Origin of the sequence: Halomonas cerina (assembly GCF_014192215.1) — a bacterium.
Lineage (GTDB): Bacteria > Pseudomonadota > Gammaproteobacteria > Pseudomonadales > Halomonadaceae > Halomonas > Halomonas cerina.
Genome location: NZ_JACHXP010000002.1, coordinates 293,542 through 315,275 on the forward strand (window position 1 = coordinate 293,542; position 21,734 = coordinate 315,275).

Consider the following 21,734-nt stretch of genomic DNA (forward strand, 5'->3'; position numbering starts at 1 on the left):
GCGAAACGGCCCGTCCCCCATATGTGCGGAGGGCAGTCTCACAAATGTGGCCCCCGGGCCCTCGATCATTTCGCCAATATGCGGGAACTTCCAGGGGAAACACATGGAAAACCGCTCTACTATGGCTTCGTAGCGTTTTGCCAGTAGGTATTCAACTATGACGGGAGAAGTTCTTATTAAAAGCTTTCCAATAGAACGCCTTGTCAATATTGGCTTGCGAGGCAGTACTTTGTTAGCAAAGTTTGCATTGCTTTTTTTGTTGGCTTATTTTCTTGATCCAGCTGATATCGCTTTATATGGATTGCTGGTAGCGACGGTTGCATATGCACTCTATGGTTTAGGTTTCGATTTTTATACGTATAGCACGAGAGAGCTGCTTGGCACTGATCCAGATCAGTGGGCTAGGTTAGTGCGAGACCAAAGTGCCTTCTTTTTTTTGACTTACCTGGTTGTTTTACCCGCACTGACTATTATCTTTGTAGTGGGGCTTCTACCTTGGTCGGTGGCGCCTTGGTTTTTTGTTTTAATTGTGTTAGAGCACTTGGCTCAAGAGTTAAATCGGTTACTGGTTGCAATGTCTCGCCAGCTTTATGCTAGTATAGTACTTTTTTTACGCTCTGGCCTTTGGGCACTTGTCGTTGCGGCCTTGTTTTTACTGCTGCCGTCTATTCGTTCGCTTGAGTTTGTCTTGACGACATGGGGCATTGGTGTTGCGACGGCATGTTCTGTTGGTATCTTAGCAATACTAAAATTGGATCGAGATTGTTTGAGTGACTCAATCGATTGGCGATGGGTGAGGCGCGGAGTAAAAGTGGCATTGCCATTTCTCTTGGCGACGCTGGCCGTTCGCGGATTGTTCACAGTTGATCGTTATTGGGTTGAAGCTCTTGCAGGTGCGGATGTGTTGGCTGCATATGTGCTTTTCGCCGGCGTGGCTAATGCGGTAAACGCGTTCTTAAATGCTGGTGTATTTGTGTTTTTATACCCAAAAATCATACAGGCCTTTAAGAGAAGGGATAGTGGCTCTTTTAGGAGCGGTATGATTTCTTTGTTCCGGCAAACATTGGTAGTGTCCTTATTTTTGAGCATTGCTGCTGCTTTACTAATTCATCCTGTGCTGTTTTTTCTTGATAAAGATGTGTATGGAGAGCATGTTGAAATACTGTATATTCTTCTTTTTGCCATCTTTGTTTATGGTTTGAGCATGGTGCCCCATTACGGGCTTTATGCTATGGCAGAGGATAAGGCTATCATCGTGAGCCATGTGGCCTCTTTCATTGTGTTTGTGCTTCTTTCAGGGTTGGTTGTTCGTGTTCTCCCTATTTATGGGGTGCCGCTGGCACTTTGTGGGTCTTTCTTATTCTTGCTGGCTCATAAGAGCTTGGCTTATATGAAAATGAAGAAGAAACAACCGTGGATGCAGAAAGAAAAACAGCTGCTAGAAACAACTGTTGTTTAGCAGGTTGATAACTCTTCGTTAGTTGAGAAAAGGTGGAAATAAATGTTCCATGAGGCATCAATTCTTGTAACAGGTGGCACTGGCTCCTTTGGCCATACGTTCATTCCTATGCTGCTGGAACGCTACAACCCCAAGCGCGTCATCATCTTCTCGCGCGATGAGATGAAGCAGTGGGAGATGGCCAAGAAGTTTCAAGGCGATTCGCGGGTGCGCTTCTTCATCGGCGATGTGCGCGATCGGGACCGTATCTATCGGGCGCTGGATGGTGTCGACTATGTGGTGCATGCCGCGGCCACCAAGATCGTGCCCACCGCCGAGTACAACCCTTTCGAGTGCGTCAAGACCAACGTGCAGGGTGCCATGAACCTGATCGATGCCTGCATCGACAAGGGCGTCAAGAAGGTCGTAGCGCTGTCCACCGACAAGGCCAGCAGCCCGATCAATCTGTATGGGGCGACCAAGCTGACCTCCGACAAGCTGTTCGTGGCCGGCAACTCCTACGCCGGCGGCCACGAGACACGCTTCGCAGTGGTTCGCTACGGCAACGTGATGGGCTCGCGTGGGTCGGTAATCCCGTTCTTCATGTCGATTCGTGACAAGGGTGTGCTGCCAATCACCGATGAACGTATGACCCGCTTCATGATCTCCCTGGAACAGGGTGTGGAACTGGTGTGGCACGCCTTCGAGGACATGGAAGGCGGCGAAATCTACGTCAAGAAGATTCCCTCAATGAAGGTCACCGATCTGGGCCGCGTCGTCGCCCCCGAGGCCAAGCAGGAGGTGGTCGGCATTCGCCCTGGTGAGAAGCTCCATGAGCAGATGATCGGGGCCGAGGATGCCTACTACACCTACGAGTACCCCGAGCACTTCAAAATCCTGCCGGCGATCAACAGCTGGGACCAGGACGCTAACCGTATCAAGGACGGCAAGAAGGTTCCGGAAGGCTTTGTCTATTCCAGCGACAATAACGCCGAGTGGATGAGCGACGACGCACTGCGTGCTTGGATCGACGCGAACTGGGAAAAGATTGGAGCTATCTGATGATTCCTTATGGACGTCAGGACATCCAGCCGCAGGATATCGACGCCGTGCTCGAGGTCCTGCAATCCGATTTCCTGACCCAGGGGCCGGCGGTGCCACACTTCGAGCAGGCCGTCGCCAATCAGGTCGGCGCCCGGCACGGTGTGGCGGTCAACAGCGCCACCTCTGCATTGCACCTCGCCTGCCTGGCGGTGGGCCTAGGGGAGGGCGACTGGCTGTGGACCTCGCCTATCACATTCGTCGCCTCAGCAAACTGCGGACTCTACTGCAGAGCGACGGTCGATTTCGTCGACATCGATCCGCGCACCTACAACCTCTGTCCTCAGGCGCTCGAGGCCAAGCTGGCGCGCGCCGAGCGGGAGGGACGCCTGCCCAAGGTGGTGGTCGCCGTGCACCTGTGCGGGCAACCCTGCGACATGCAGGCCATCCACGCCTTGAGCGAGCGCTATGGCTTCCGGGTCGTCGAGGATGCCTCGCACGCCATCGGCGGCCGGTATCGGGGAGAACCCATCGGCAACGGCCGCTACAGCGACATCACCGTGTTCAGCTTCCATCCGGTCAAGATCATCACCACCGCCGAGGGCGGCCTGGCGGTGACCAACGATGACCGGCTGGCCGAGACGATGGCCCTGCTGCGCAGCCACGGGGTGACCCGCGACCCGGCGCTGATGACGCAGGAAGCCGAGGGGCCCTGGTACTACCAGCAGGTCGCGCTGGGCTTCAACTATCGCATGACCGAGTTGCAGGCCGCGCTGGGCGAGTCCCAGCTCGCGCGGCTGGAGGACTACGTGGCGCGTCGCCACGCTATGGCCGAGCGCTATGATCGCCTGCTCGCCGAGCTACCGCTCACCACGCCCTGGCAGCACCCCGACAGTTACTCCGGGCGTCACCTCTATGTCATCCGGCTGGAGCTCGAAGCCATCCAGCCGAGCCATCGTCGGGTCTTCGAGGCGCTCCGCGACCAGGGCATCGGGGTCAACCTGCACTACATCCCCGTGCATACCCAGCCCTACTATCGTGAACTGGGCTTCGCGCCGGGCGACTTCCCCGAGGCCGAGCGATACTATGCCGAGGCCATCAGCCTGCCGTTATATCCGACGATGACCGAGACCCAGCAGGACGAGGTCGTGGCGGCTCTGACCCGGGCCCTGGAGGGCGCATGAGCAAAACTTCGCCCAAGGCGGCCGATCGCGTCGCGGTAATTCCCGCCCGTGGCGGCAGCAAGCGCATCCCGCGCAAGAACGTCAAGCCGTTCTGCGGCAAGCCGATGATCGCCTGGTCCATCGAGGCCGCCCTAACCAGCGGCTGTTTCGACCGCGTGATCGTCTCCACCGACGATGATGGCATCGCCGATGTCGCCCGTGAGTGGGGCGCCGAGGTGCCGTTTCGCCGCCCCGAGGCGCTGGCCGACGACCATACCGGCACGGTGCCGGTGATCGCCCATGCCCTCGACTGGCTCGAGGCCCACGGCGAGACGCCCCGTCAGGTCTGCTGCGTCTACGCCACCGCGCCCTTCGTGCAGGCCGACGATCTGCGCCGCGGACAGACGATCCTGGAGGCCGAGGGCGCCGACTACGCCTTCAGCATCACCAGCTACGCCTTCCCCATTCAGCGCGCGCTGCGCATGACGGCCGACGGTCGGGTGGCGATGTTCCACCCCGAACATGTCCAGACCCGCTCCCAGGATCTCGAAGAGGCCTACCACGATGCCGGCCAGTTCTACTGGGGCCGGGCCGAGGCCTGGTGTCAGGCACGCCCGTTGATGGGCCCGGGCGCCGCACCGGTTATGTTGCCGCGCCATCGCGTGCAAGACATCGATACCCTAGAGGACTGGCGACGGGCGGAGTGGTTGTTCCGGGCCCTGCAGGCGGAGGGCGCATGAGCGAGCTCTATGCGGCCGCGCCGGTCATCGCCTTTCGCGCCGATGCCTCGCGATCGATCGGCAGCGGCCATGTGATGCGCTGTTTGACGCTGGCGGATGCCCTGGCCGCCCGCGGCGCCGACTGCCACTTCCTGTGCCGCGTTCATGACGGCCATCTCATCGAGCGGATCGCCGACCATGGCCACCGGGTGCACCGCCTGTCCCTGCCCGATGAGTCCGACGGGGAGGGCGCCTCGCCGGCGGCCACGGAGGATGCCCCCCCGCATGCCGACTGGCTCGGCGTGGACTGGGCCGACGATGCCGAGCAGAGCCGCCACGTCCTGGCGGCGCTGCGGCCGGATTGGCTGGTGGTGGACCACTATGCGCTGGACGTTCGCTGGGAAGACCTCGTCACGCCGGAAGGGTGCCGGGTGCTGGTGATCGATGACCTGGCCGACCGGTCGCACCGTGCCGACCTGCTGCTCGATCAGAACCTGGGCCGCCGGGCGGCGGACTACGCCGGTCTGGTGCCCGAGGCGTGCCGTGTCCTGGTGGGGCCTACCTATGCCTTGCTGCGGCCCGAGTTCGCCGCCTGGCGGGACGCCAGCCTCGCCCGCCGCGAGGCCCCGCGGCTCCAGCACCTGCTGATCACCCTGGGTGGGGTCGACCAGGACAACGTCACCGGCCGAGTGCTCGAGGTCCTGAGCCAGTGTCCCTTGTCCCAGGACCTGCAGATCACCGTGGTGATGGGCGCCACCGCGCCCTGGCTCGATGATGTCCGAGCCCGGGCCCGGCGGATGCCATGGCCCACCGAGGTCGCGGTCAACGTCGACGACATGGCGCGGCGCATGGCCGGGGCCGACCTGGCCATCGGTGCCGCCGGCAGCACCTCCTGGGAGCGCTGCTGCCTGGGGCTGCCGACCGTGATGGTGGCCTTGGCCGAGAACCAGGTAGCGATCGCCCGCCACCTGGACGAGGCCCAGGCGGCGATTCATGTCGGCACCACCGCCAGCTCAGCCTGGGCTGACCGGCTAGAGCAGGTCATGGCGGCGATCACCGCCGAGCCGGCACGCCTCGATGCCATGACGCACTACGCTGCCGGCCTCACGGAGGGGCAGGGGGCGCGGGCGCTCGTTCAACATTTGCTGAGTAACGGATGACCCATGCAGATTACGCTCCTGTGCACCAGTCCTGAGCATCCCGTCAACGCCTGGTTGGCGCGTTGGCAGGCGCAACACCAGCGGGATCATGACATCGCCCTGTGCCGAGACAAAGGCGAACTCCCCGGCGGGGAGGTGCTATTCCTCGTCTCCTGCAGCCAGCTCATCGATGCCGCCACCCGGGCGCGCTATCGGCATACCCTGGTGCTGCATGCTAGCGACCTGCCGCACGGCCGCGGCTGGAGCCCGCACATCTGGGCCCTGCTCGAGGGCGCCGAGGCCATCACGCTGAGCCTGCTCGATGCCGAGGATGGCGTGGACACGGGAGCCATCTGGGCCAAACGGACCTTCCCGGTACCGGCCCACGCCCTGCATGACGAGATTCATCGCCTGCTGTTCGACACGGAACTGGCGCTGATGGACGAGGCGCTGACGCTGATCGAAGCCGGCGCCGAGCCGGTGCCGCAGCCTGAGCACATTACGCCGACGTACTATCGCAAACGCACGCCGGCGGACAGTGAAATCGATCCTTCACTGCCCTTGCGCGACCTGTTCCCAGCGATCCGGGTCATGGATCCGCAGCGCTATCCGGCGTTCTTTCGCCTGCACGGCCACACCTACACCATCGAGCTCAAGAAGGTGACACACCATGACGACGATTAACATCGATGGCCGCGTGATCGGTCCCGATCAACCGCCTTATATCATCGCCGAGCTCTCCGCCAACCATAACGGGAAGCTTGAGACCGCGCTCAAGATCATCGAGGAAGCCAAGCGGGCCGGCGCCGATGCCATCAAGCTGCAGACGTATCGGCCGGATACCATCACCCTGGACAGCGACCTGCCGGATTTCCAGATCACCGAGGGGCTATGGAAGGGACGTACCCTCTACGAGCTCTATGAATGGGCGCACACCCCCTGGGAATGGCACCGGCCACTGTTCGAGCACGCGCGCAAGCTGGGCATCACCCTCTTCAGCTCACCGTTCGATACCACCGCGGTCGACCTGCTCGAGGACCTGGGCGCCCCGGCCTACAAGATTGCTTCCTTCGAGGCCGTCGACCTGCCATTGATCGAGTACGTCGCCCGCACCGGCAAGCCGATGATCATCTCCACCGGCATGGCCGACGCCGAGGAGATCCAGGAAGCCATCGACGCCGCCCGCGGCGCCGGCTGTGAGCAGCTGGCCATCCTCCACTGCGTGAGTGGGTACCCTGCCCCGGCGGAGGATTACAACCTGCGCACCATTCCCGACATGACCGAGCGCTTCGGGCGGGTCACCGGGCTTTCCGACCATACTCTCGACAACATCACGGCGATCACCAGCGTGGCGCTGGGCGCCAGCCTGATCGAGAAGCACTTCACCCTGGACCGCAACGGCGGCGGCCCCGATGACAGCTTTTCGCTGGAACCGGCAGAGCTCGCGGCGCTTTGTCGTGATACCAAGACCGCCTGGCGGGCCCTGGGCCAAGTCGAATACGGCAGGAAGTCCAGTGAACAAGGGAATGTGAAATTCCGACGGTCTTTGTACTTCGTCAAGGATCTGAAGGCTGGAGATGTGATTACCGAGGATGCCATCAGAAGTGTTAGGCCTGGCTATGGACTGCAGCCAAAATATCTGAAAGACATAGTGGGAAAAAGAATAGAAAGTAATGTTCGTAAGAATATGCCCATCTCGTTAGAAGATCTATCAATAGAGTCATAAGATTAGCAGTGATCATAGAAATACAGGATGAGGCATTTGGTGTGTAAATGAATATTCTGATCTTGTCGAATGGTGCTCCTAAGTACCATCATTTTTTCAATGAGATTGCCAAAAAACTATCTCAGGACGGCCATAAAATTGTGTTTGCTGTTGATAGCACCTATTCAGTGGTCGAGAATCGCATCTCTAAGGTAGATTTTCCCTTTTATAATTTTTCTGATTTTTTTAAAAGTGATGGCTGTGACTTTGAGGTCTTGGATAACTATCGCGACTTTAATTTGAATTATGCTCTGCTCTCTGACTTTGAAAGATCAGAAGTCTACGGGTTGTGGGGAAGGAAGCGTGTAGAATATTTTGATAATCTGAAAAGCTCATTGCTCAATTTTTTTTCGCATATAGTCGACAGAGAAAGTGTCGACTTGGTGATATATGAGAATGTTTCAAACACGTTCGCATATTTTTGTTGGTTTGTTTGCCAGAAATGTGATGTGAAATATATGGGGTTCACGCCGAGCCGAATCCCAGGGCGTTTCTGGCTCACGGACGATCCATTTTCAGAACACAAGAAAGTTGACGAGACGCTAGATAAGATAAATGAGGGTAAAATTGATATCCCTCAGTGGCTTTATAGCTGGAGCGCCGAGCATATTTCGAGCATCGAAGAAGTTACTCCAGATTATATGAGGTTCAATAATCTGGGTAACATATCTTTGATGGAGAAGTATTTTAATAAAGACAAGTTTAAAAAGCTTCTTTTTGCAATACAAAGCATAAAAACTGACGGACGAGGTAGTTTTCAGCGAGTAAGCCCTTTGAAAATGTCATGGCTGATGTTCTTGAGAAGCTACAAGAGGAAAAAGAAAGCCAAGAAGCTTACACATTACTATGAAACACCTGTTGCTGGAGAAAAGTACTTCCTCTATCCGCTTCATTTTCATCCCGAATCTTCAACTTCAGTATTGAGCGGGGCTTATTTAAATGAATATGAAGTTATCAGGAACATGGCTTTCAACTTGCCAGAGGGCGCTAGGCTGTATGTGAAAGACCATGTGAGTGCCTTTGGATTACCGAGCTTGAAGTTTTATGAAAGCTTGTGTCGGTTGCCAAACGTCAGGTTACTTTCATACTCCGAAAATACAAAAGAATTAATAAAAAACTCGTCAGCTGTTGCAACCCTAACTAGCACAGTAGGATATGAAGCTCTTTTGATGGGGAAGAAAGTCTTTTTATTCGGTTCTGTTTTTTATCAAGGGCACAAGAATGTTGTAAAGGTATCAGACCCAAAAGAGCTGCATTCTTTATTTGGAGAAGCTTGCCTTTCTGAACCGGGTGATCATGATAGAGACATATTCATGTATAATGTGAAGTTTCTTTGTGCGTATTATATGAATACGCTAAAAGGTTCTTTGAACTTGATGCAAGGCTCCAGAGGAGCTCGACTTCTTGTTGAAGAGGTGTATCCTGAGTTCAAAATGCAGCTAAAGACTTTATTCCTGTAATATAACCGAATGGATGACTGTTTCCATAAGGAAAAGGCTGTATAAATCCCGCCGAAAGCTGACATGAAGGTGTGGAGTGATTTATGCGGCACTTCCTTAGCTCTATTGATCTGAAGAGGGTGAGGCTAGCCCTACGGTAGAGGAATTTTTTATATTATGTTCGAGTCTTCAAAGAAAGCGCTTCAACATAGTTTTTTTCGAGAGTTTGTCGTTCGGCATAGGCATCGAGATGTTAACCCCTTAGATATTTTCATAGCTTCTTATCCTAAGTCTGGAAATACATGGTTACGTTCGTTGTTAGCTACTGCTATATGTGGAGAGAAGCCAAAAAGAAATGAGATTGGAAGGCTGATACCATACATTGGCTATCAGTCTGAATCCGAGTTCAAATTACCTTCTGGTGGAAGGTTGATAAAAACGCATGAGCCTCACAGGAGGGAATACCGCAAAGCAATATATATAGTAAGAGACTGGAGAGAGGTTTGTGTCTCTTATTATTATTTTGAGCGAAGGCATGCACGGTGTGATGAAAAGTTCGCTTCTTTCTTGAAAAAATTTCAAGAAGGCAAGGTGGATGGTTTTGGAAAGTGGACAGACCATGTGAACTCTTGGTTGAAAGAAAACCAAAATAACCAGAAGATATTGTTCGTCAAGTATGAGTATCTAGTCGAGAATACCCGTCAAGTCCTGAATGATGCTTTGAAGTTTGTTGGAGTGACGCCATGTTTGGATTTAGGAGACGTTATTAAAGAACATTCAAGAGAAAAAATGGTGAAAGATGAAGATTCTTCAATGGCTAAAAACTCCAGTATACCTTTTGTCAGGAGCAAGTATGCAGGGCAAAATTTGGAAGAGTTTTTTCTCAAGTCTAAGGGAGAACGTGTGGATGAGGAGTTTATGAGGTTGAACCAGTATTTAAATTATTCGTAACGCGGAAAGTTAAGGAGTTTGATTTTTATTTTTTTGCACTTTATTCAAATGTCGCCTAGATGTAAGGTCCCGGGAAGTAATGGCCCGTGAAGTGATGAAGTGACCCCCTCCCGGTAACTGTCAAGGAAGTTGTCGTGTCTGATCAGTTTCATGCCGCCCCCTTTTGGGCGGATCGGCGTCGTGGTTAGCATGCAGCACCAACGGCAGGTTGACCACTTTCTCGGCCAGTACGGCTCGTTCGATAACGGTACGCGAGTTGAGAGCCGACTCGGCCAGGAAGACCGGGGCCTCGTCGACCAGCTCGACAGCATGTTGACTCCAAAGCTGTACAGGCTATAGTGCAGCCATCAAGTTGTATTGTGATGGTAGTAACCTGACTCTCTTAATTAATTCTGCTACAGAAGCTGACGACCGGCTGTATGACTTCTCGGATGGCGTGCTTGATTGTGGCGCGTTGATGAAGTATTTGTTGAGCTAAGGGGATCCTACGCGCTCGAAAGTTCGTACCATAGACCACTGCACTGCATCCCGGGACGATACACCGAGGTTTGAGTTATAATTTTATGTCTAGTGTGCATAGCAATCAATGTCCTCAAAAGATAATTGTATTATTTTTCATTTTGCTTTTGGTGTTTTCCTCATTTCATGCGATAGACCCTGAAAAAGTTTTGCCAGGCGGTTTGGGGTTCTTGCAAAGAAATGGAAGGGCTTTTGTTTACATTTTGTTAGTTTTAATTTTGTTGATTTTTTTGTTTAATAGCGGAAACCCTTTAAGGTCAAGGCGACCTCCGCTGTTTGTGAGTGCGTACTTATTTTTCTTAGTTTTGTACTCTTTAAAGCTGCTAATGTATGGTTTTTTTATTGACTCTTTGTTGTTTTTTTTGATCTGTGTTTTTTATTATTATTTGTTTGGCTTTTTGGCTATCAGTCAACATCAAAAAATAAATATAAACGTTGAAGATTTTTTATTTATTTGCGGAGCATCGTTTTTTTTTATTGCAGTAATAAACGGATATGTTTTGTTCGCCGAAAGCGATTTTTTCATACATTCTAGGTTTTATGGATTAACTTATAACCCTAATGTTTTGGCTTATACTATAAGCATTCTTTCATTTGCATTTCTTTCATTTTATAAAAAAGTTTTCCCTATTGCTTTTTTACATGCCCCTGTGGCATTAGTTGTTCTCTCGTTAGCATGTATCTTGGTTCTTGAGACTGGCTCAAGAGGTGGCCTTTCATTAATGGTTTTTTCATTTTTTTTTAATGCTTATATTCTGGTCAGAGGTAGAGTTATTTTGGTGTTGTTTTCTTTGTTTCTGTTTTTGCTAGGCATATTGTATTTTTTTGATGTCGGCTTGACTGAATATTTTGATATTTTCTCAGGTCGTCAAAATACCAGGTTTTACGTTTGGGAGGATCAAGTTGATTTATTTTTAAAATATCCTATTTTTGGTGAGCCTTGGCTTGGCGAGACTATAAGGTTTGGAGAAAATAGCTATTTTGGTTCAGCTTCGCAGTTGGGTGTTGCTGGAGGAGTGTTTATCTTTTTTTCTCTGCTGCTATTTTTGTGTTCAACGATAAGATTTTATATTAAAAGGCCTAAATCATCTAGCTCTTTAATACTTTTGTTTATGTCTTTATCAATAATTGTTTCAAACTTTTTTGAGCCTTGGATGTTGGGTGCTGTAAGTCCAGTAATTTATATTTTTTTGTTGAGCGCTGTGTCGTTGTGGAAAATGTCATGGAATATGCCTCGTTGCGCAAGTTCTATTGAAAGCCCAACCTCTGAAGTGGTCAAAGCAGCTCCGATGTCTTCTGTACAGAGTTTCCCTAAATCTTGATTCTGAACACGCAAAAGGTTTGGTTTATGAAGGTTTTTATTGTTTCTTTTTCGTTAGTAGAAGGTGGGGCTGCTATTGCGGCAAGAAAGTTCTATAATATATTATTGAGAGGCGCTCGGACAGAAGTTCTGCGCATAGTTGCTGACTCTGCTGCGGACAATGAGGAAAGTAAATTAGGTCTTTGTTACGCCTTTCATTTCTTTAAGCGAGTTTTTTCACTAGGACTTTTGAAGCTGATGGCGGATGCTAATCCCGTTAAGCACTCGCTGAATATATTTTCTTCGAGAAATTTGCTTAGCTACCTTCGCTCAGAGAAGCAGCAACCTAACCCCGAAGCGATTTTCAATTTCCATTGGTTCAACAATGATCTGCTTAGTATTTTTAGGCTGTCTATGATTCCAAAGTTCAGCATCATCACGCTTCATGATGAGTGGTTGTTTTGTGGCGCCGAACACTATGCAGATGTCGAGAATCAAAATCCATTCTTTCGTGATGGTTACCGTTTTTTTCAGGATGGTGTGCGGGGGATAAACTGGAATTATGTGATATGGTGGCTGAAATGCCGGCAACTGAATGGCCGAAACGATCTAATAATCACGGTGCCGTCATCCTGGATGTTGGAGCGAGCCAAGTCGAGCGTAGTTTTAGAAGGTAAGGATATCAGATTGCTCCCTAACCCAATACCTACAGATGTTTTTTATCCAGCCTTAGCTGATGAGAAAGAGCGTCTAAGGGTCATGTTTGGTCTTAGTAAACAGGATGTCGTGATCTGTCTTGGTGCAGTCAATGGTCAGCACAATCCGCTGAAAGGGCACGATATTGCAGAAAAGGCTTTATTGCATTTAAAGAGCATAGCTGCGCCGGAACTTCTCGAGAAAGTCTGCTTAGTGTTTTTTGGGAGTGGGAAGTTCGATGAGGGGGTTTTTCATGGGTTCCGCATGATCAATGCCGGGAAGGTGAGCAGTGCATCGGATATGCGTAATCTCTACGCTATGTGCGATTGGACTCTTGTGCCTTCAAAGGTTGAGGCGTTCGGGCAAGTGGCAGCAGAAAGCCTGGCATGTGAAACCCCTGTCGTAGCATTTAAATCCTCTGGCCTCCAAGATGTTGTCGTCGATGGTGTCAGTGGGTTTCTTGCCGAGCCGTTTTGTTATAAGTCTTACGCAAAGTGCATAATGAATGGCCTTCTGATGAGCCATGACTCACGTGAAATCATAGGGAAGTCAGGGCGGCTGCATGTTGAGGAGAAGTTTTCTGTGCATGTGGTTCAGGCAAGGTATATTGCTGTGTTGAAAGATGCGTTGGTGCGGAAACGTCAAATGATCAAGAGTGATTATGATGTATAGAAAGAGAGTATTGATTACTGGGGTTACTGGGCAAGACGGATCTTATTTGGCTGAGCTCCTTCTAGAGAAAGGGTACGAAGTCCATGGCATTAAACGCCGGGCTTCACTATTCAATACACAACGGGTAGACCACATCTACCAAGATCCCCATGCCGAGAATAAGAATTTCGTGTTGCACTACGGGGACCTGTCGGATTCCTCGAATCTGACGCGTATCATCCAGCAGGTGCAGCCGGATGAGGTCTACAATCTGGCGGCACAGTCCCATGTGGCAGTGAGCTTCGAATCTCCTGAATACACGGCGGATATCGATGGGCTGGGTACGCTACGGATTCTCGAAGCGATTCGTCTTTTGGGTTTGGAGAAGAAGACCAAGTTCTATCAGGCTTCGACTTCAGAGCTGTTCGGGGAGGTGCAGGAGACACCGCAGCGTGAGACCACGCCGTTCTATCCTCGGTCTCCCTATGCCGCGGCCAAGCTGTATGCCTACTGGATTACTGTGAACTATCGGGAATCCTACGGCATGTATGCCTGTAACGGCATCCTGTTCAATCACGAGTCGCCGCGTCGTGGCGAGACCTTCGTGACCCGCAAGATCACTCGTGGCCTGGCCAATATCGCCCAAGGGCTGGAAGCGTGCCTATATATGGGCAATATGGATGCGCTGCGCGACTGGGGCCATGCCAAGGACTATGTGCGCATGCAGTGGCTGATGCTGCAGCAGGATGAGGCCGAGGACTTCGTTATTGCCACCGGCAAGCAGATCTCGGTGCGTGACTTCATCCGCCTGAGTGCCGAGGAATTGGGCATCACGCTGCGTTTCGAAGGGCAGGGCGTCGACGAGATGGCCATCGTCGCGCGAATCGAGGGAGACAAGGTCCCGGCGCTCAAGGTGGGCGATGTGATCGTGCGGGTCGATCCGCGTTACTTCCGACCGGCCGAGGTCGAGACGCTGCTGGGTGATCCTTCCAAGGCAAAGGCCAAGCTGGGCTGGGAGCCGGAGATCACCGTGCAGGAGATGTGTGCCGAGATGGTCGCCGAGGATCTCAAGGTGGCCAAGCGCCATGCGCTGCTCAAGGAGCATGGCTACGAGATTCCGGTCACGGTGGAGGGCTAAGCATGGCACGCGATCTCGACCAGACCATCTTCGTCGCTGGCCATCGAGGCATGGTGGGCTCGGCCATCGTGCGCTGGCTTGAAGCAATGGGCTATCGCCACATTCTTACCGCTGGCCGGGATGAGTTGGATCTCACCGATCAGGCCCAGGTACAGGCCTACTTCGAGCACCATGCCATCGATCAGGTGTATCTGGCAGCGGCCAAGGTGGGCGGCATCCAGGCCAACAACAGCTTTCCGGCCGAGTTCATCTACCAGAACCTGATGATCGAGGCGAATCTCATCCACGCCGCCCATCAGGCGGGGGTGAACAAGCTGTTGTTCCTGGGTTCGTCGTGCATCTATCCCAAGCATGCCGAGCAGCCGATGCGCGAGGAGGCGCTGCTCACCGGCACCCTGGAGCCCACCAACGAACCTTACGCCATCGCCAAGATTGCCGGCATCAAGCTCTGCGAGAGCTATAATCGCCAGTATGGCCGCGACTACCGTAGCGTGATGCCGACCAACCTCTATGGGCCGCACGACAACTTCCACCCCGAGAACTCGCATGTGATCCCGGCCTTGCTGCGGCGCTTCCACGAAGCCAAGCAGCAGGGAGACAGCGAGGTGGTGGTATGGGGCAGCGGCAAGCCGATGCGCGAGTTCGTGCATGTAGACGATATGGCCGCGGCCAGCGTGCATGTGATGGAGCTCGACGAGGCGACCTATGAAGCCAATACCTCACCGATGCTCTCGCATATCAACGTGGGCACCGGCGTGGATTGCACTATCCGTGAACTGGCCGAGACGATAAAGCGCGTGACGGGCTTCGAAGGCGAGCTGACCTTCGATGCCAGCAAGCCCGATGGCACTCCGCGCAAGCTGATGGATGTCTCGCGGCTCAAGGCGCTGGGCTGGCAGGCCAGCATCACCCTGGAGGATGGCCTGCAGAACGCTTACCAGTGGTTTCTGGATAACCAGGACCGCTTCCGCGGCTGATTTCCATGTAGGTGGGCTTTTCCGTCGGCAAGCTGCGCGAGGGCGCTGTGAACCCCTCCCTGGGCGCTACCTTTGCCCTGCGGCGCTCTCGCGTCCTGCTCCGCTTGCAGGGCCTGGGTTGGCCATCCATGGCCAACCCGTTCGGCGGGAAGAACATCCACTGGATGTTCTTCTACTTCCGCCTCACCCATGGCAAAGGACACTCGCTTCGCCTTGCCCCCGGCGCCCACAATGGCTGGAAGTTTGGAAATGAGCTCCAAGATGGAACCCGCCAGCGCAGGCTGGCTAAGCGATGATGCCTTTCACCAGGTGATCGCCCATACCCCGCTGATCTCGCTGGACTTCGTAGTAACCAATCCCCAGGGCGAGTGGCTGCTGGGCCAGCGTGTGAACCGCCCGGCCCAGGGCAGCTGGTTCGTGCCCGGTGGGCGGGTGCGCAAGGACGAGACGCTGGAAGCCGCCGCCCAGCGCCTGACCCGGGCCGAACTGGGCCAGGCTATCGAGCTTGCCCATATGCGTTTTTTGGGCGTGTACCAGCACTTCTACGCCGACAGCATGCTCGACCCCGGCCTCTCGACCCACTATGTGGTGCTGGCCTACCAGGTCTCGCGTGCTCTGGACCTCGAGGCCCTGCCGCGCCAGCAGCACGACCGTTACCGCTGGTGGTCTCCCCAGGCCATCGCCACGACCGAGGCCGTGCACGCCAATACGCGTGCCTATCTACCGGCCGTTTCGACGCCCGTTCGGACATAAGACCCCCGCATCAGGAAAGGAGATTTCCCATGCTGACTCCCGTGATCATGGCGGGGGGCAGCGGCTCGCGTCTGTGGCCGCTGTCCCGCCAGCTCCATCCCAAGCAGTTTCTGCCGCTGACCGGCGAGGGCAGCATGCTGCAGGAGACCCTCAAGCGCCTGGCGCCCCTTGCGCATCGCTCACCGCTGCTGATCTGCAACGAGGAGCACCGCTTCCTGGTGGCCGAGCAGGTTCGCCAGCAGGGCATCACCGATGCCCGTATCCTGCTCGAGCCGGAAGGGCGCAATACCGCCCCGGCCATCGCCTTGGCGGCGTTGCAGGCAATGGAAGCAGAGCCCGAGGCGCTGCTGCTGGTGCTGGCCGCCGATCACCTGATTCGCGACGTGGCGCAGTTCCACGCAAGCGTGAGCCATGCCCGCCGGCTGGCCGAGCAGGGCCAGCTGGTGACCTTCGGCGTGGTGCCGACCCATGCCGAGACCGGCTATGGCTATATCCAGCGCGGCGCAGGGCAGGGCGACTTCGGTTTCAAGGTCAGGCGCTTCGTCGAGAAGCCCGACCGGGTCACGGCCGAGGATTACCTGGCCACCGGCGACTACTACTGGAACAGCGGCATGTTCCTGTTCTCTGCCCGCCGTTACCTGGAGGAGCTCGAGCGCTTCCAGCCGGCCATGGTCAAGGCCTGTCGCGCGGCCCTGGCCGGGGCCAGCGAGGATCTCGACTTCACCCGGCTCGACGCCGAGGCCTTCCAGGCCTGCCCGGCGGATTCCATCGACTATGCGGTGATGGAGCGCACCGAGCACGCCAGCGTGGTGCCGCTGGATGCCGGCTGGAGCGATATCGGCTCCTGGTCGGCGCTGTGGGAGGTCAGCGAGCGCGATGCCCAAGGCAATGCCTGCCATGGCGACGTGATGCTCCACGACAGCCACAACCTGCTGGTGCATGCCGACCATCGCCTGGTGGCCACGGTGGGCGTCGAGGACCTGGTGGTGGTGGAAACCAAGGACGCCGTGCTGGTGGCGCGTAAGGATCGGGTGCAGGAGGTCAAGCAGATCGTCGCGCGCCTCAAGGCCGAAGGGCGCAGCGAGCAGGCCAACCACCGCGAGGTCTATCGGCCCTGGGGCGTCTACGACAGCATCGACCAAGGCAACCGCTATCAGGTCAAGTGCATCACCGTGAAGCCTGGGGCCAAGCTCTCGGTGCAGATGCATCATCACCGCGCCGAGCACTGGGTGGTGGTCTCCGGCACCGCCAAGGTCACCATCGGCGAGAAGACCCAACTCGTCAGCGAGAACGAGTCGACCTATATCCCCATCGGCCAGGTGCATGCCCTGGAGAACCCCGGAAAGATCCCGCTGGAGCTGATCGAGGTGCAGTCGGGGGCCTACCTGGGCGAGGACGATATCGTGCGCTTCAACGACCGCTATGGACGCAGCTGATGAGTAAGCTGCTGACCATCTCCGTGATCACCGCCTGCTTCAATAGCCAGGCGACCATCGGCGAGGCCATTGCCACCCTGAAGCGCCAGCGCTGGCCGCATATCGAGCATGTGGTGATCGATGGCGCCTCGAAGGATGCCACCGTGGCCATCGCCCGGCAGACGCTGGGGGAGGGCGATGTGCTGGTCTCCGAGCCGGACCGGGGCATCTACGACGCCCTTAACAAGGGGATCGACCGGGCCAGTGGCGAGGTGGTGGGGTTCCTGCACTCCGATGACCTCTACGCCCATGACGAGGTGTTGGCCAGGGTCGCCGCCTGTTTAGAGGACCCATCGGTGGGCGCGGTCTATGGCGACCTGCAGTACGTGGATGCGGCGGATACCGAGCGGGTGATTCGCCACTGGACGTCCGGCGCCTTTAGCCATGGCAAGCTAAAGCGCGGCTGGATGCCGCCGCACCCCACCTTCTTCATGCGCCGCGAGCTCTACCGGGAACTCGGCGGCTTCGACCTGAGCTACCGGATCGCCGGCGACTATGACGCGCTGCTGCGTTACCTCGCCAGTGAGAAGGTCAAGGTCGCCTACCTGCCCGAGGTGCTGGTCAAGATGCGCGTGGGCGGGGCCAGCAACGGCAGCCTGAAGCAGATCCTGCGCAAGTCACGCGAAGATGTCGCCGCGATGCGCAACAACGGCATCAATCCGCTGGTGGCGCTGCCTAGCAAGAACCTCTCGAAGCTGCCGCAGTTTCTGGCCCGGGGCGCGAAGGGCAAGGGCCGCCAGCCGGCATAAGCCGGGCTATCTCAGCAGACAAGCTCACCCGCCGCCATCGGGCATGAACGGAGTCGATATGGAAATGACGATTCAGAAGGTGCTGGCCGACAGCGGCGTGGCCTTCGGCACCAGTGGCGCACGGGGCCTGGTGACCCAGTTGACCGACGAGGCGTGTGCCGCCTTCACTGCGGCCTTCCTGGGCGTGATGCGACAGCATGGCCGGGTGGAAAGGTTGGCCATCGGCCGGGATCTGCGCCCCAGCAGCCCCGCTATGGCCGCGGCCTGCACCGCCGCTGCCACGGCGCTGGGGGTAGAGGTCGATGACTATGGGGTGCTGCCGACCCCGGCGTTGGCGCTGCAGGCCATGGCCGACGGCGTGCCGGCGATCATGATCACCGGAAGCCATATCCCGTTCGATCGCAACGGCATCAAGTTCTACCACCCCGAGGGCGAGATCACCAAGGCCGACGAAGCGGCGATCATGGCCGCCCAGGGGGAGCTGCCGACCCTGGCGGTCAGCGATCCGCAGCCGGCTTCCGCTCGTGCCTGGGAGGGTTATGTAGCGCGCTACGCCGAGTGGTTTGTCGGCCAGCCCCTGGCAGGCTGGCGCGTGGGGCTCTATCAGCACTTGGCGGCGGGGCGGGATCTCAACCACCAGGTGCTGGAAGCCCTTGGGGCCGAGGTGGTGGTGCTGGGCCGCAGCGACAGTTTCGTGCCGGTCGACACCGAGGCCGTCGGTCAACAGGATCGCGAGCGCGGCCGGGCCTGGGCCGAGCAGCACGGCCTGGAGGCGCTGCTCTCCACCGATGGCGACGGCGATCGTCCCTTGCTGGGCGATGAGCAGGGGCGTTGGCTCAGGGGCGATATCGTTGGGCTGCTCTGTGCCCGCGAGCTGGGCATCCGGGCCTTGGCGGTGCCGGTCAGCTGTAATACGGCGATCGACGCCTGTGGCGCCTTCGAGGCCGTGCGGCGTACCCGCATCGGCTCGCCCTATGTGCTGGACGCCATGCTGGAACTCTCGCGACAGCATCTTCGCGTGGCCGGCTTCGAGGCCAACGGCGGTTTCCTTCTGGGTAGCGACCTTCAGGAGGGCGAGCGTCGACTCAGTGCCTTGCCGACCCGCGATGCGCTGCTGCCGGCGCTGACGCTGATGGTGGCTGCCGCCCGGCGTGGGGTGGCGCTTTCCGCCTTGGCTGCCGAGCTGCCGGCGCGCTATACCGCCAGCGACCGCCTCCAGCAGGTGCCCACCGAGCGCAGCCGAGAGCTGTTGGCAAGCTGGACGACCGATACCCAGGCGATGCGCCAGGCGCTCGATCTCAAGGCGCCGATTGACTCCCATGACACCACCGATGGGTTGCGGGTCACCCTGCAGGATGGGGAGATCGTGCATCTGCGCCCCTCCGGCAATGCCCCCGAACTGCGCTGCTACGTGGAAGCCGCCAGCGAGGACCGGGCGCAGGCGCTGGTGGCGCAGGTAATAGGCAGACTTGTGGCCATCATGCAAGAACCGGCAGGAACTGCTTGAAGAAGACCACCATCCGGCGCGTAGCGGCGGTGGGGGAAGCTTCGGGCGCCTGCCGGCGCCTATCGCTCAATAAACCGGAGCGCCGGACCGTACGCTCACACAGTTGAGTGCCGGAATTAACGAACAGACGTGGATATGGATAGCGGAGTCAAGGAATGAAGATCACCATTTTCGGCACGGGCTATGTGGGCCTGGTGACCGGCACCTGTCTGGCCGATGTCGGCCACGACGTGATGTGTATGGACGTGTTTGAAGAAGGTGATTCAGTCTAGCAGTGGGCCAATGCGCTGGAAGGGTGCCGCTACCTCGCCATGGGAGGATTATTGCTTGAGCTCGGTGCGTAGCTGCATGACTTCTTGCTCCGTCAAGCCGGTCAAGTCAGCAATCTCTGCGTCGTCCATTTTCGTTTTAAGAATTATGCTGCGTGCTACTTCCTCGCGCCCTTCACGCTTTGCATCGTTCAACAGCGATATCTCATCCCTCAGCGCCCGTTCCCGCACAAAGGCCAGGCGGCGTGCCTCTTCGTCGGCACTGAGCTGCCGAATCCGGTTCATGGCTTTCTGAACAGGCTCGTGGGCAATCTTGGCCATGGTCAATTCCTCCTGCCAGTGCTTGAAGAAGGTGATCCAGTCGAGCAGTGGGCCAGGTGGCAGGCCCAGGCGATCCGCCTTGTTCAATTCGATCAGGTTCATTTGCAGGATGTTCCCCAGCGTGACATCGGGCTGATGCTCGTCACGCATCTCGAAGCGCCATACTGCCTGCTGGCGTTCATCGTCGGTGGTGGTGAACAGATCGAAATCCAGCAGGTGCAGGCCGACCGAAGCGCGCAGGTAGTGGTAGTCCTCGCCGGCGTCGAGCTGGGTGCCCAGCGTGCGGGCCAGGTAGAAGAGCCCTCGCTTGTGCCAGGCACCGTAGCGGCGAACCTGGATCTCGACATTGTAGCAGTGCCCCTCGCCATCGCGGGCCAGCACGTCGAGAATGATGTACTTGCCCGAAAGTTCGCTGGGCTCGATGTTTGGGTTGAGCACCTCCACCGAGGCGATATCCGGCAAGTCGGGTCGCAGGTCGTTGATCAAGGCCAGGAGCAGATCGGGCGCCTCGGCAAACAGGCGCTTGAACACATAATCGTTGGTGGGGTCGAGAAGATCGCTCATGCCAGCTCCTGGTGGAACAGGTTCAGTCTATCACGTACGCCTTCTTCGCAAAGCAGGTGATGGACATGCATGATGCTTCAGCCGCACGCTGATGGAGGCGCTGTGGAATGCCGGTGCCCGGGTGCAGGCCTACGATCCCGAAGCGATGAGGGAGTGCCGCCGCCTGTATGATGGCGAGCGTGACGACCTGGTGCTGGTGGCCGACCGCGTCCAGGCGGTGAAGGGCGCCGATGCGCTGGTGATCTGCACCGAGTGGAAGGAATTCCGCAGTGTCGACTTCGCCTGGCTGAAGGAGCAGCTCGCCATACCGGTGGTGATCGACGGGCGCAACCTCTATGAGCCCGCCACCCTCAAGCAGGCGGGGTTGCTGTATTACGCCGTGGGGCGGGGGGATTCGCTGCGCTTGATCGACAGCCCCTGAGTCGGGGGGTAACGCCAAGGAGCGGTTGAGTCGGTAGGTAAAGAGCGTGGTGTAAGGCCCCTCTGCAACCGACCCGGTTCGCCGGGCAGCCAGCTGAAGGAAAATGGAGTGCCGTAGCCCCAGGAGGGCTATGTGCGCTCCATTTTTCGTTTGGGGGCCGCGGAATGGGTAGGTCTCTTGGCATTGTCAGGCGCGGCGGCCATCCTTCTGGCGCCTATCGCACCCATTGTGACCCTGGGGCGGCTTTGCCGGGATGCTCTCTTCGACCCGATAATACAGGGGGCGGTATACTGGCTTCTTGAAGCGGAGTTCGCATGGCCAATCATCACGACCACAGTTACAAGTTGCTGTTTTCCCATCCAGAGATGGTGCGCGACCTGCTGACGGGGTTCGTCAAGGAGGACTGGGTGACCCAGCTCGACTTCTCGACGTTGGAGAAGGTCAGCGGCTCCTACGTGACCGACGAATTGCGTGACCGTGAGGATGACATCATCTGGCGGGTACGCTGGGGCGACGATTGGCTCTATGTCTATCTGTTGTTGGAGTTCCAGTCGAGCGTCGACAAGTACATGGCCGTGCGGATCATGAGCTACCTGGGGTTGCTCTACCAGGATGTGATCCGACAGAAGGCGCTGACCCCCAGGGGCAAGCTGCCCCCGGTGCTGCCGGTGGTGCTCTACAATGGGGAAGAGCGCTGGACGGCAGCCCAGAACATCGGCGATTTGGTCGAACGAGTGCC

The 21,734-nt window shown here is 56.5% G+C and carries 19 protein-coding genes and 2 pseudogenes; 20 read left to right on the forward strand and 1 reads right to left on the reverse strand.

Annotation, left to right across the window (positions count from 1 at the left end; translation table 11 throughout):
- Nucleotides 1-157: 157 nt before the first annotated feature.
- From FHR94_RS03270 to FHR94_RS03355, 18 genes and pseudogenes are all read left to right on the forward strand, one after another.
- Nucleotides 158-1,459 carry a lipopolysaccharide biosynthesis protein gene (locus tag FHR94_RS03270; RefSeq protein WP_183324184.1) on the forward strand — a complete coding sequence of 434 codons (1,302 nt, stop codon included), beginning with the start codon at nt 158-160 and terminating at the stop codon, nt 1,457-1,459.
- Nucleotides 1,460-1,501: 42 nt separating this feature from the next.
- On the forward strand, nt 1,502-2,500 hold the full coding sequence (gene pseB, locus FHR94_RS03275; protein ID WP_183324185.1) for a UDP-N-acetylglucosamine 4,6-dehydratase (inverting): 999 nt from the start codon (nt 1,502-1,504) through the stop codon (nt 2,498-2,500).
- Entirely contained in the window at nt 2,500-3,663 is a 1,164-nt protein-coding gene (gene pseC, locus FHR94_RS03280) for a UDP-4-amino-4,6-dideoxy-N-acetyl-beta-L-altrosamine transaminase (RefSeq protein ID WP_183324186.1), read from the forward strand. The genes pseB and pseC overlap by 1 nt, the downstream gene beginning before the upstream one ends.
- On the forward strand, nt 3,660-4,382 hold the full coding sequence (gene pseF / locus FHR94_RS03285; RefSeq protein ID WP_183324187.1) for a pseudaminic acid cytidylyltransferase: 723 nt from the start codon (nt 3,660-3,662) through the stop codon (nt 4,380-4,382). Before pseC ends, pseF begins: the two co-directional genes overlap by 4 nt.
- Nucleotides 4,379-5,521: a UDP-2,4-diacetamido-2,4,6-trideoxy-beta-L-altropyranose hydrolase gene (gene pseG / locus FHR94_RS03290; protein WP_183324188.1), complete on the forward strand. Its 1,143-nt coding sequence runs from the start codon at nt 4,379-4,381 to the stop codon at nt 5,519-5,521. Before pseF ends, pseG begins: the two co-directional genes overlap by 4 nt.
- 3 nt (nt 5,522-5,524) lie before the next feature.
- A complete protein-coding gene (locus FHR94_RS03295) occupies nt 5,525-6,184 on the forward strand; it encodes a formyltransferase family protein (RefSeq protein ID WP_183324189.1) in 660 nt (219 codons plus the stop codon).
- Nucleotides 6,171-7,226, forward strand: coding sequence for a pseudaminic acid synthase (gene pseI / locus FHR94_RS03300; RefSeq protein ID WP_183324190.1), 1,056 nt, complete (start codon nt 6,171-6,173; stop codon nt 7,224-7,226). Before FHR94_RS03295 ends, pseI begins: the two co-directional genes overlap by 14 nt.
- Before the next feature lie 47 nt (nt 7,227-7,273).
- Nucleotides 7,274-8,725 (forward strand): capsular polysaccharide export protein, LipB/KpsS family, encoded by a 1,452-nt coding sequence (locus tag FHR94_RS03305; protein WP_183324191.1) that lies wholly within the window; start codon nt 7,274-7,276, stop codon nt 8,723-8,725.
- A 156-nt stretch (nt 8,726-8,881) separates the two neighbouring features.
- The gene (locus FHR94_RS03310) at nt 8,882-9,655 is read left to right on the forward strand and encodes a sulfotransferase domain-containing protein (RefSeq protein WP_183324192.1); all 774 of its coding nucleotides are present in this window, start codon (nt 8,882-8,884) and stop codon (nt 9,653-9,655) included.
- A 563-nt stretch (nt 9,656-10,218) separates the two neighbouring features.
- Nucleotides 10,219-11,496 (forward strand): hypothetical protein, encoded by a 1,278-nt coding sequence (locus FHR94_RS03315; RefSeq protein ID WP_183324193.1) that lies wholly within the window; start codon nt 10,219-10,221, stop codon nt 11,494-11,496.
- A gap of 26 nt (nt 11,497-11,522) precedes the next feature.
- Nucleotides 11,523-12,842, forward strand: coding sequence for a glycosyltransferase (locus FHR94_RS03320; RefSeq protein ID WP_183324194.1), 1,320 nt, complete (start codon nt 11,523-11,525; stop codon nt 12,840-12,842).
- Nucleotides 12,835-13,959 (forward strand): GDP-mannose 4,6-dehydratase, encoded by a 1,125-nt coding sequence (gmd, locus tag FHR94_RS03325; RefSeq protein WP_183324217.1) that lies wholly within the window; start codon nt 12,835-12,837, stop codon nt 13,957-13,959. The genes FHR94_RS03320 and gmd overlap by 8 nt, the downstream gene beginning before the upstream one ends.
- A gap of 2 nt (nt 13,960-13,961) precedes the next feature.
- A complete protein-coding gene (fcl, locus tag FHR94_RS03330; RefSeq protein WP_183324195.1) occupies nt 13,962-14,936 on the forward strand; it encodes a GDP-L-fucose synthase in 975 nt (324 codons plus the stop codon).
- A gap of 249 nt (nt 14,937-15,185) precedes the next feature.
- The gene (locus FHR94_RS03335) at nt 15,186-15,689 is read left to right on the forward strand and encodes a GDP-mannose mannosyl hydrolase (protein WP_281375909.1); all 504 of its coding nucleotides are present in this window, start codon (nt 15,186-15,188) and stop codon (nt 15,687-15,689) included.
- Nucleotides 15,690-15,718: 29 nt separating this feature from the next.
- On the forward strand, nt 15,719-17,125 hold the full coding sequence (locus tag FHR94_RS03340; protein ID WP_183324196.1) for a mannose-1-phosphate guanylyltransferase/mannose-6-phosphate isomerase: 1,407 nt from the start codon (nt 15,719-15,721) through the stop codon (nt 17,123-17,125).
- The gene (locus FHR94_RS03345) at nt 17,125-17,913 is read left to right on the forward strand and encodes a glycosyltransferase family 2 protein (protein ID WP_221188342.1); all 789 of its coding nucleotides are present in this window, start codon (nt 17,125-17,127) and stop codon (nt 17,911-17,913) included. The genes FHR94_RS03340 and FHR94_RS03345 overlap by 1 nt, the downstream gene beginning before the upstream one ends.
- Nucleotides 17,914-17,971: 58 nt before the next feature.
- A complete protein-coding gene (locus tag FHR94_RS03350; RefSeq protein ID WP_281375910.1) occupies nt 17,972-19,420 on the forward strand; it encodes a phosphomannomutase in 1,449 nt (482 codons plus the stop codon).
- Between the two features lie 155 nt (nt 19,421-19,575).
- Nucleotides 19,576-19,668 (forward strand): annotated as a pseudogene (locus tag FHR94_RS03355) (hypothetical protein); the annotation flags it as partial.
- Between the two features lie 72 nt (nt 19,669-19,740).
- Here the strand turns inward: FHR94_RS03355 and FHR94_RS03360 are convergent.
- The gene (locus FHR94_RS03360; protein ID WP_183324198.1) at nt 19,741-20,574 is read right to left on the reverse strand and encodes an Rpn family recombination-promoting nuclease/putative transposase; all 834 of its coding nucleotides are present in this window, start codon (nt 20,572-20,574) and stop codon (nt 19,741-19,743) included.
- A 79-nt stretch (nt 20,575-20,653) separates the two neighbouring features.
- On the opposite strand from FHR94_RS03360, the pseudogene FHR94_RS03365 reads away from it, so the two are divergent.
- Both FHR94_RS03365 and FHR94_RS03370 read left to right on the forward strand, forming a co-directional pair.
- A pseudogene (locus tag FHR94_RS03365) lies at nt 20,654-20,995 on the forward strand (UDP binding domain-containing protein); the annotation flags it as partial.
- A 314-nt stretch (nt 20,996-21,309) separates the two neighbouring features.
- A partial coding sequence (locus FHR94_RS03370) for an Rpn family recombination-promoting nuclease/putative transposase (RefSeq protein ID WP_183324200.1) occupies nt 21,310-21,734 on the forward strand: 425 nt, incomplete at its 3' end.

Coding starts and splice junctions, on each gene's coding strand:
- FHR94_RS03270 (WP_183324184.1), top strand. CDS start 158: ATGACGGGAGAAGTTCTTATTAAAAGCTTTCCAATAGAACGCCTTGTC.
- pseB (WP_183324185.1), top strand. CDS start 1,502: ATGTTCCATGAGGCATCAATTCTTGTAACAGGTGGCACTGGCTCCTTT.
- pseC (WP_183324186.1), top strand. CDS start 2,500: ATGATTCCTTATGGACGTCAGGACATCCAGCCGCAGGATATCGACGCC.
- pseF (WP_183324187.1), top strand. CDS start 3,660: ATGAGCAAAACTTCGCCCAAGGCGGCCGATCGCGTCGCGGTAATTCCC.
- pseG (WP_183324188.1), top strand. CDS start 4,379: ATGAGCGAGCTCTATGCGGCCGCGCCGGTCATCGCCTTTCGCGCCGAT.
- FHR94_RS03295 (WP_183324189.1), top strand. CDS start 5,525: ATGCAGATTACGCTCCTGTGCACCAGTCCTGAGCATCCCGTCAACGCC.
- pseI (WP_183324190.1), top strand. CDS start 6,171: ATGACGACGATTAACATCGATGGCCGCGTGATCGGTCCCGATCAACCG.
- FHR94_RS03305 (WP_183324191.1), top strand. CDS start 7,274: ATGAATATTCTGATCTTGTCGAATGGTGCTCCTAAGTACCATCATTTT.
- FHR94_RS03310 (WP_183324192.1), top strand. CDS start 8,882: ATGTTCGAGTCTTCAAAGAAAGCGCTTCAACATAGTTTTTTTCGAGAG.
- FHR94_RS03315 (WP_183324193.1), top strand. CDS start 10,219: ATGTCTAGTGTGCATAGCAATCAATGTCCTCAAAAGATAATTGTATTA.
- FHR94_RS03320 (WP_183324194.1), top strand. CDS start 11,523: ATGAAGGTTTTTATTGTTTCTTTTTCGTTAGTAGAAGGTGGGGCTGCT.
- gmd (WP_183324217.1), top strand. CDS start 12,835: ATGTATAGAAAGAGAGTATTGATTACTGGGGTTACTGGGCAAGACGGA.
- fcl (WP_183324195.1), top strand. CDS start 13,962: ATGGCACGCGATCTCGACCAGACCATCTTCGTCGCTGGCCATCGAGGC.
- FHR94_RS03335 (WP_281375909.1), top strand. CDS start 15,186: ATGAGCTCCAAGATGGAACCCGCCAGCGCAGGCTGGCTAAGCGATGAT.
- FHR94_RS03340 (WP_183324196.1), top strand. CDS start 15,719: ATGCTGACTCCCGTGATCATGGCGGGGGGCAGCGGCTCGCGTCTGTGG.
- FHR94_RS03345 (WP_221188342.1), top strand. CDS start 17,125: ATGAGTAAGCTGCTGACCATCTCCGTGATCACCGCCTGCTTCAATAGC.
- FHR94_RS03350 (WP_281375910.1), top strand. CDS start 17,972: ATGGAAATGACGATTCAGAAGGTGCTGGCCGACAGCGGCGTGGCCTTC.
- FHR94_RS03360 (WP_183324198.1), bottom strand. CDS start 20,574: ATGAGCGATCTTCTCGACCCCACCAACGATTATGTGTTCAAGCGCCTG.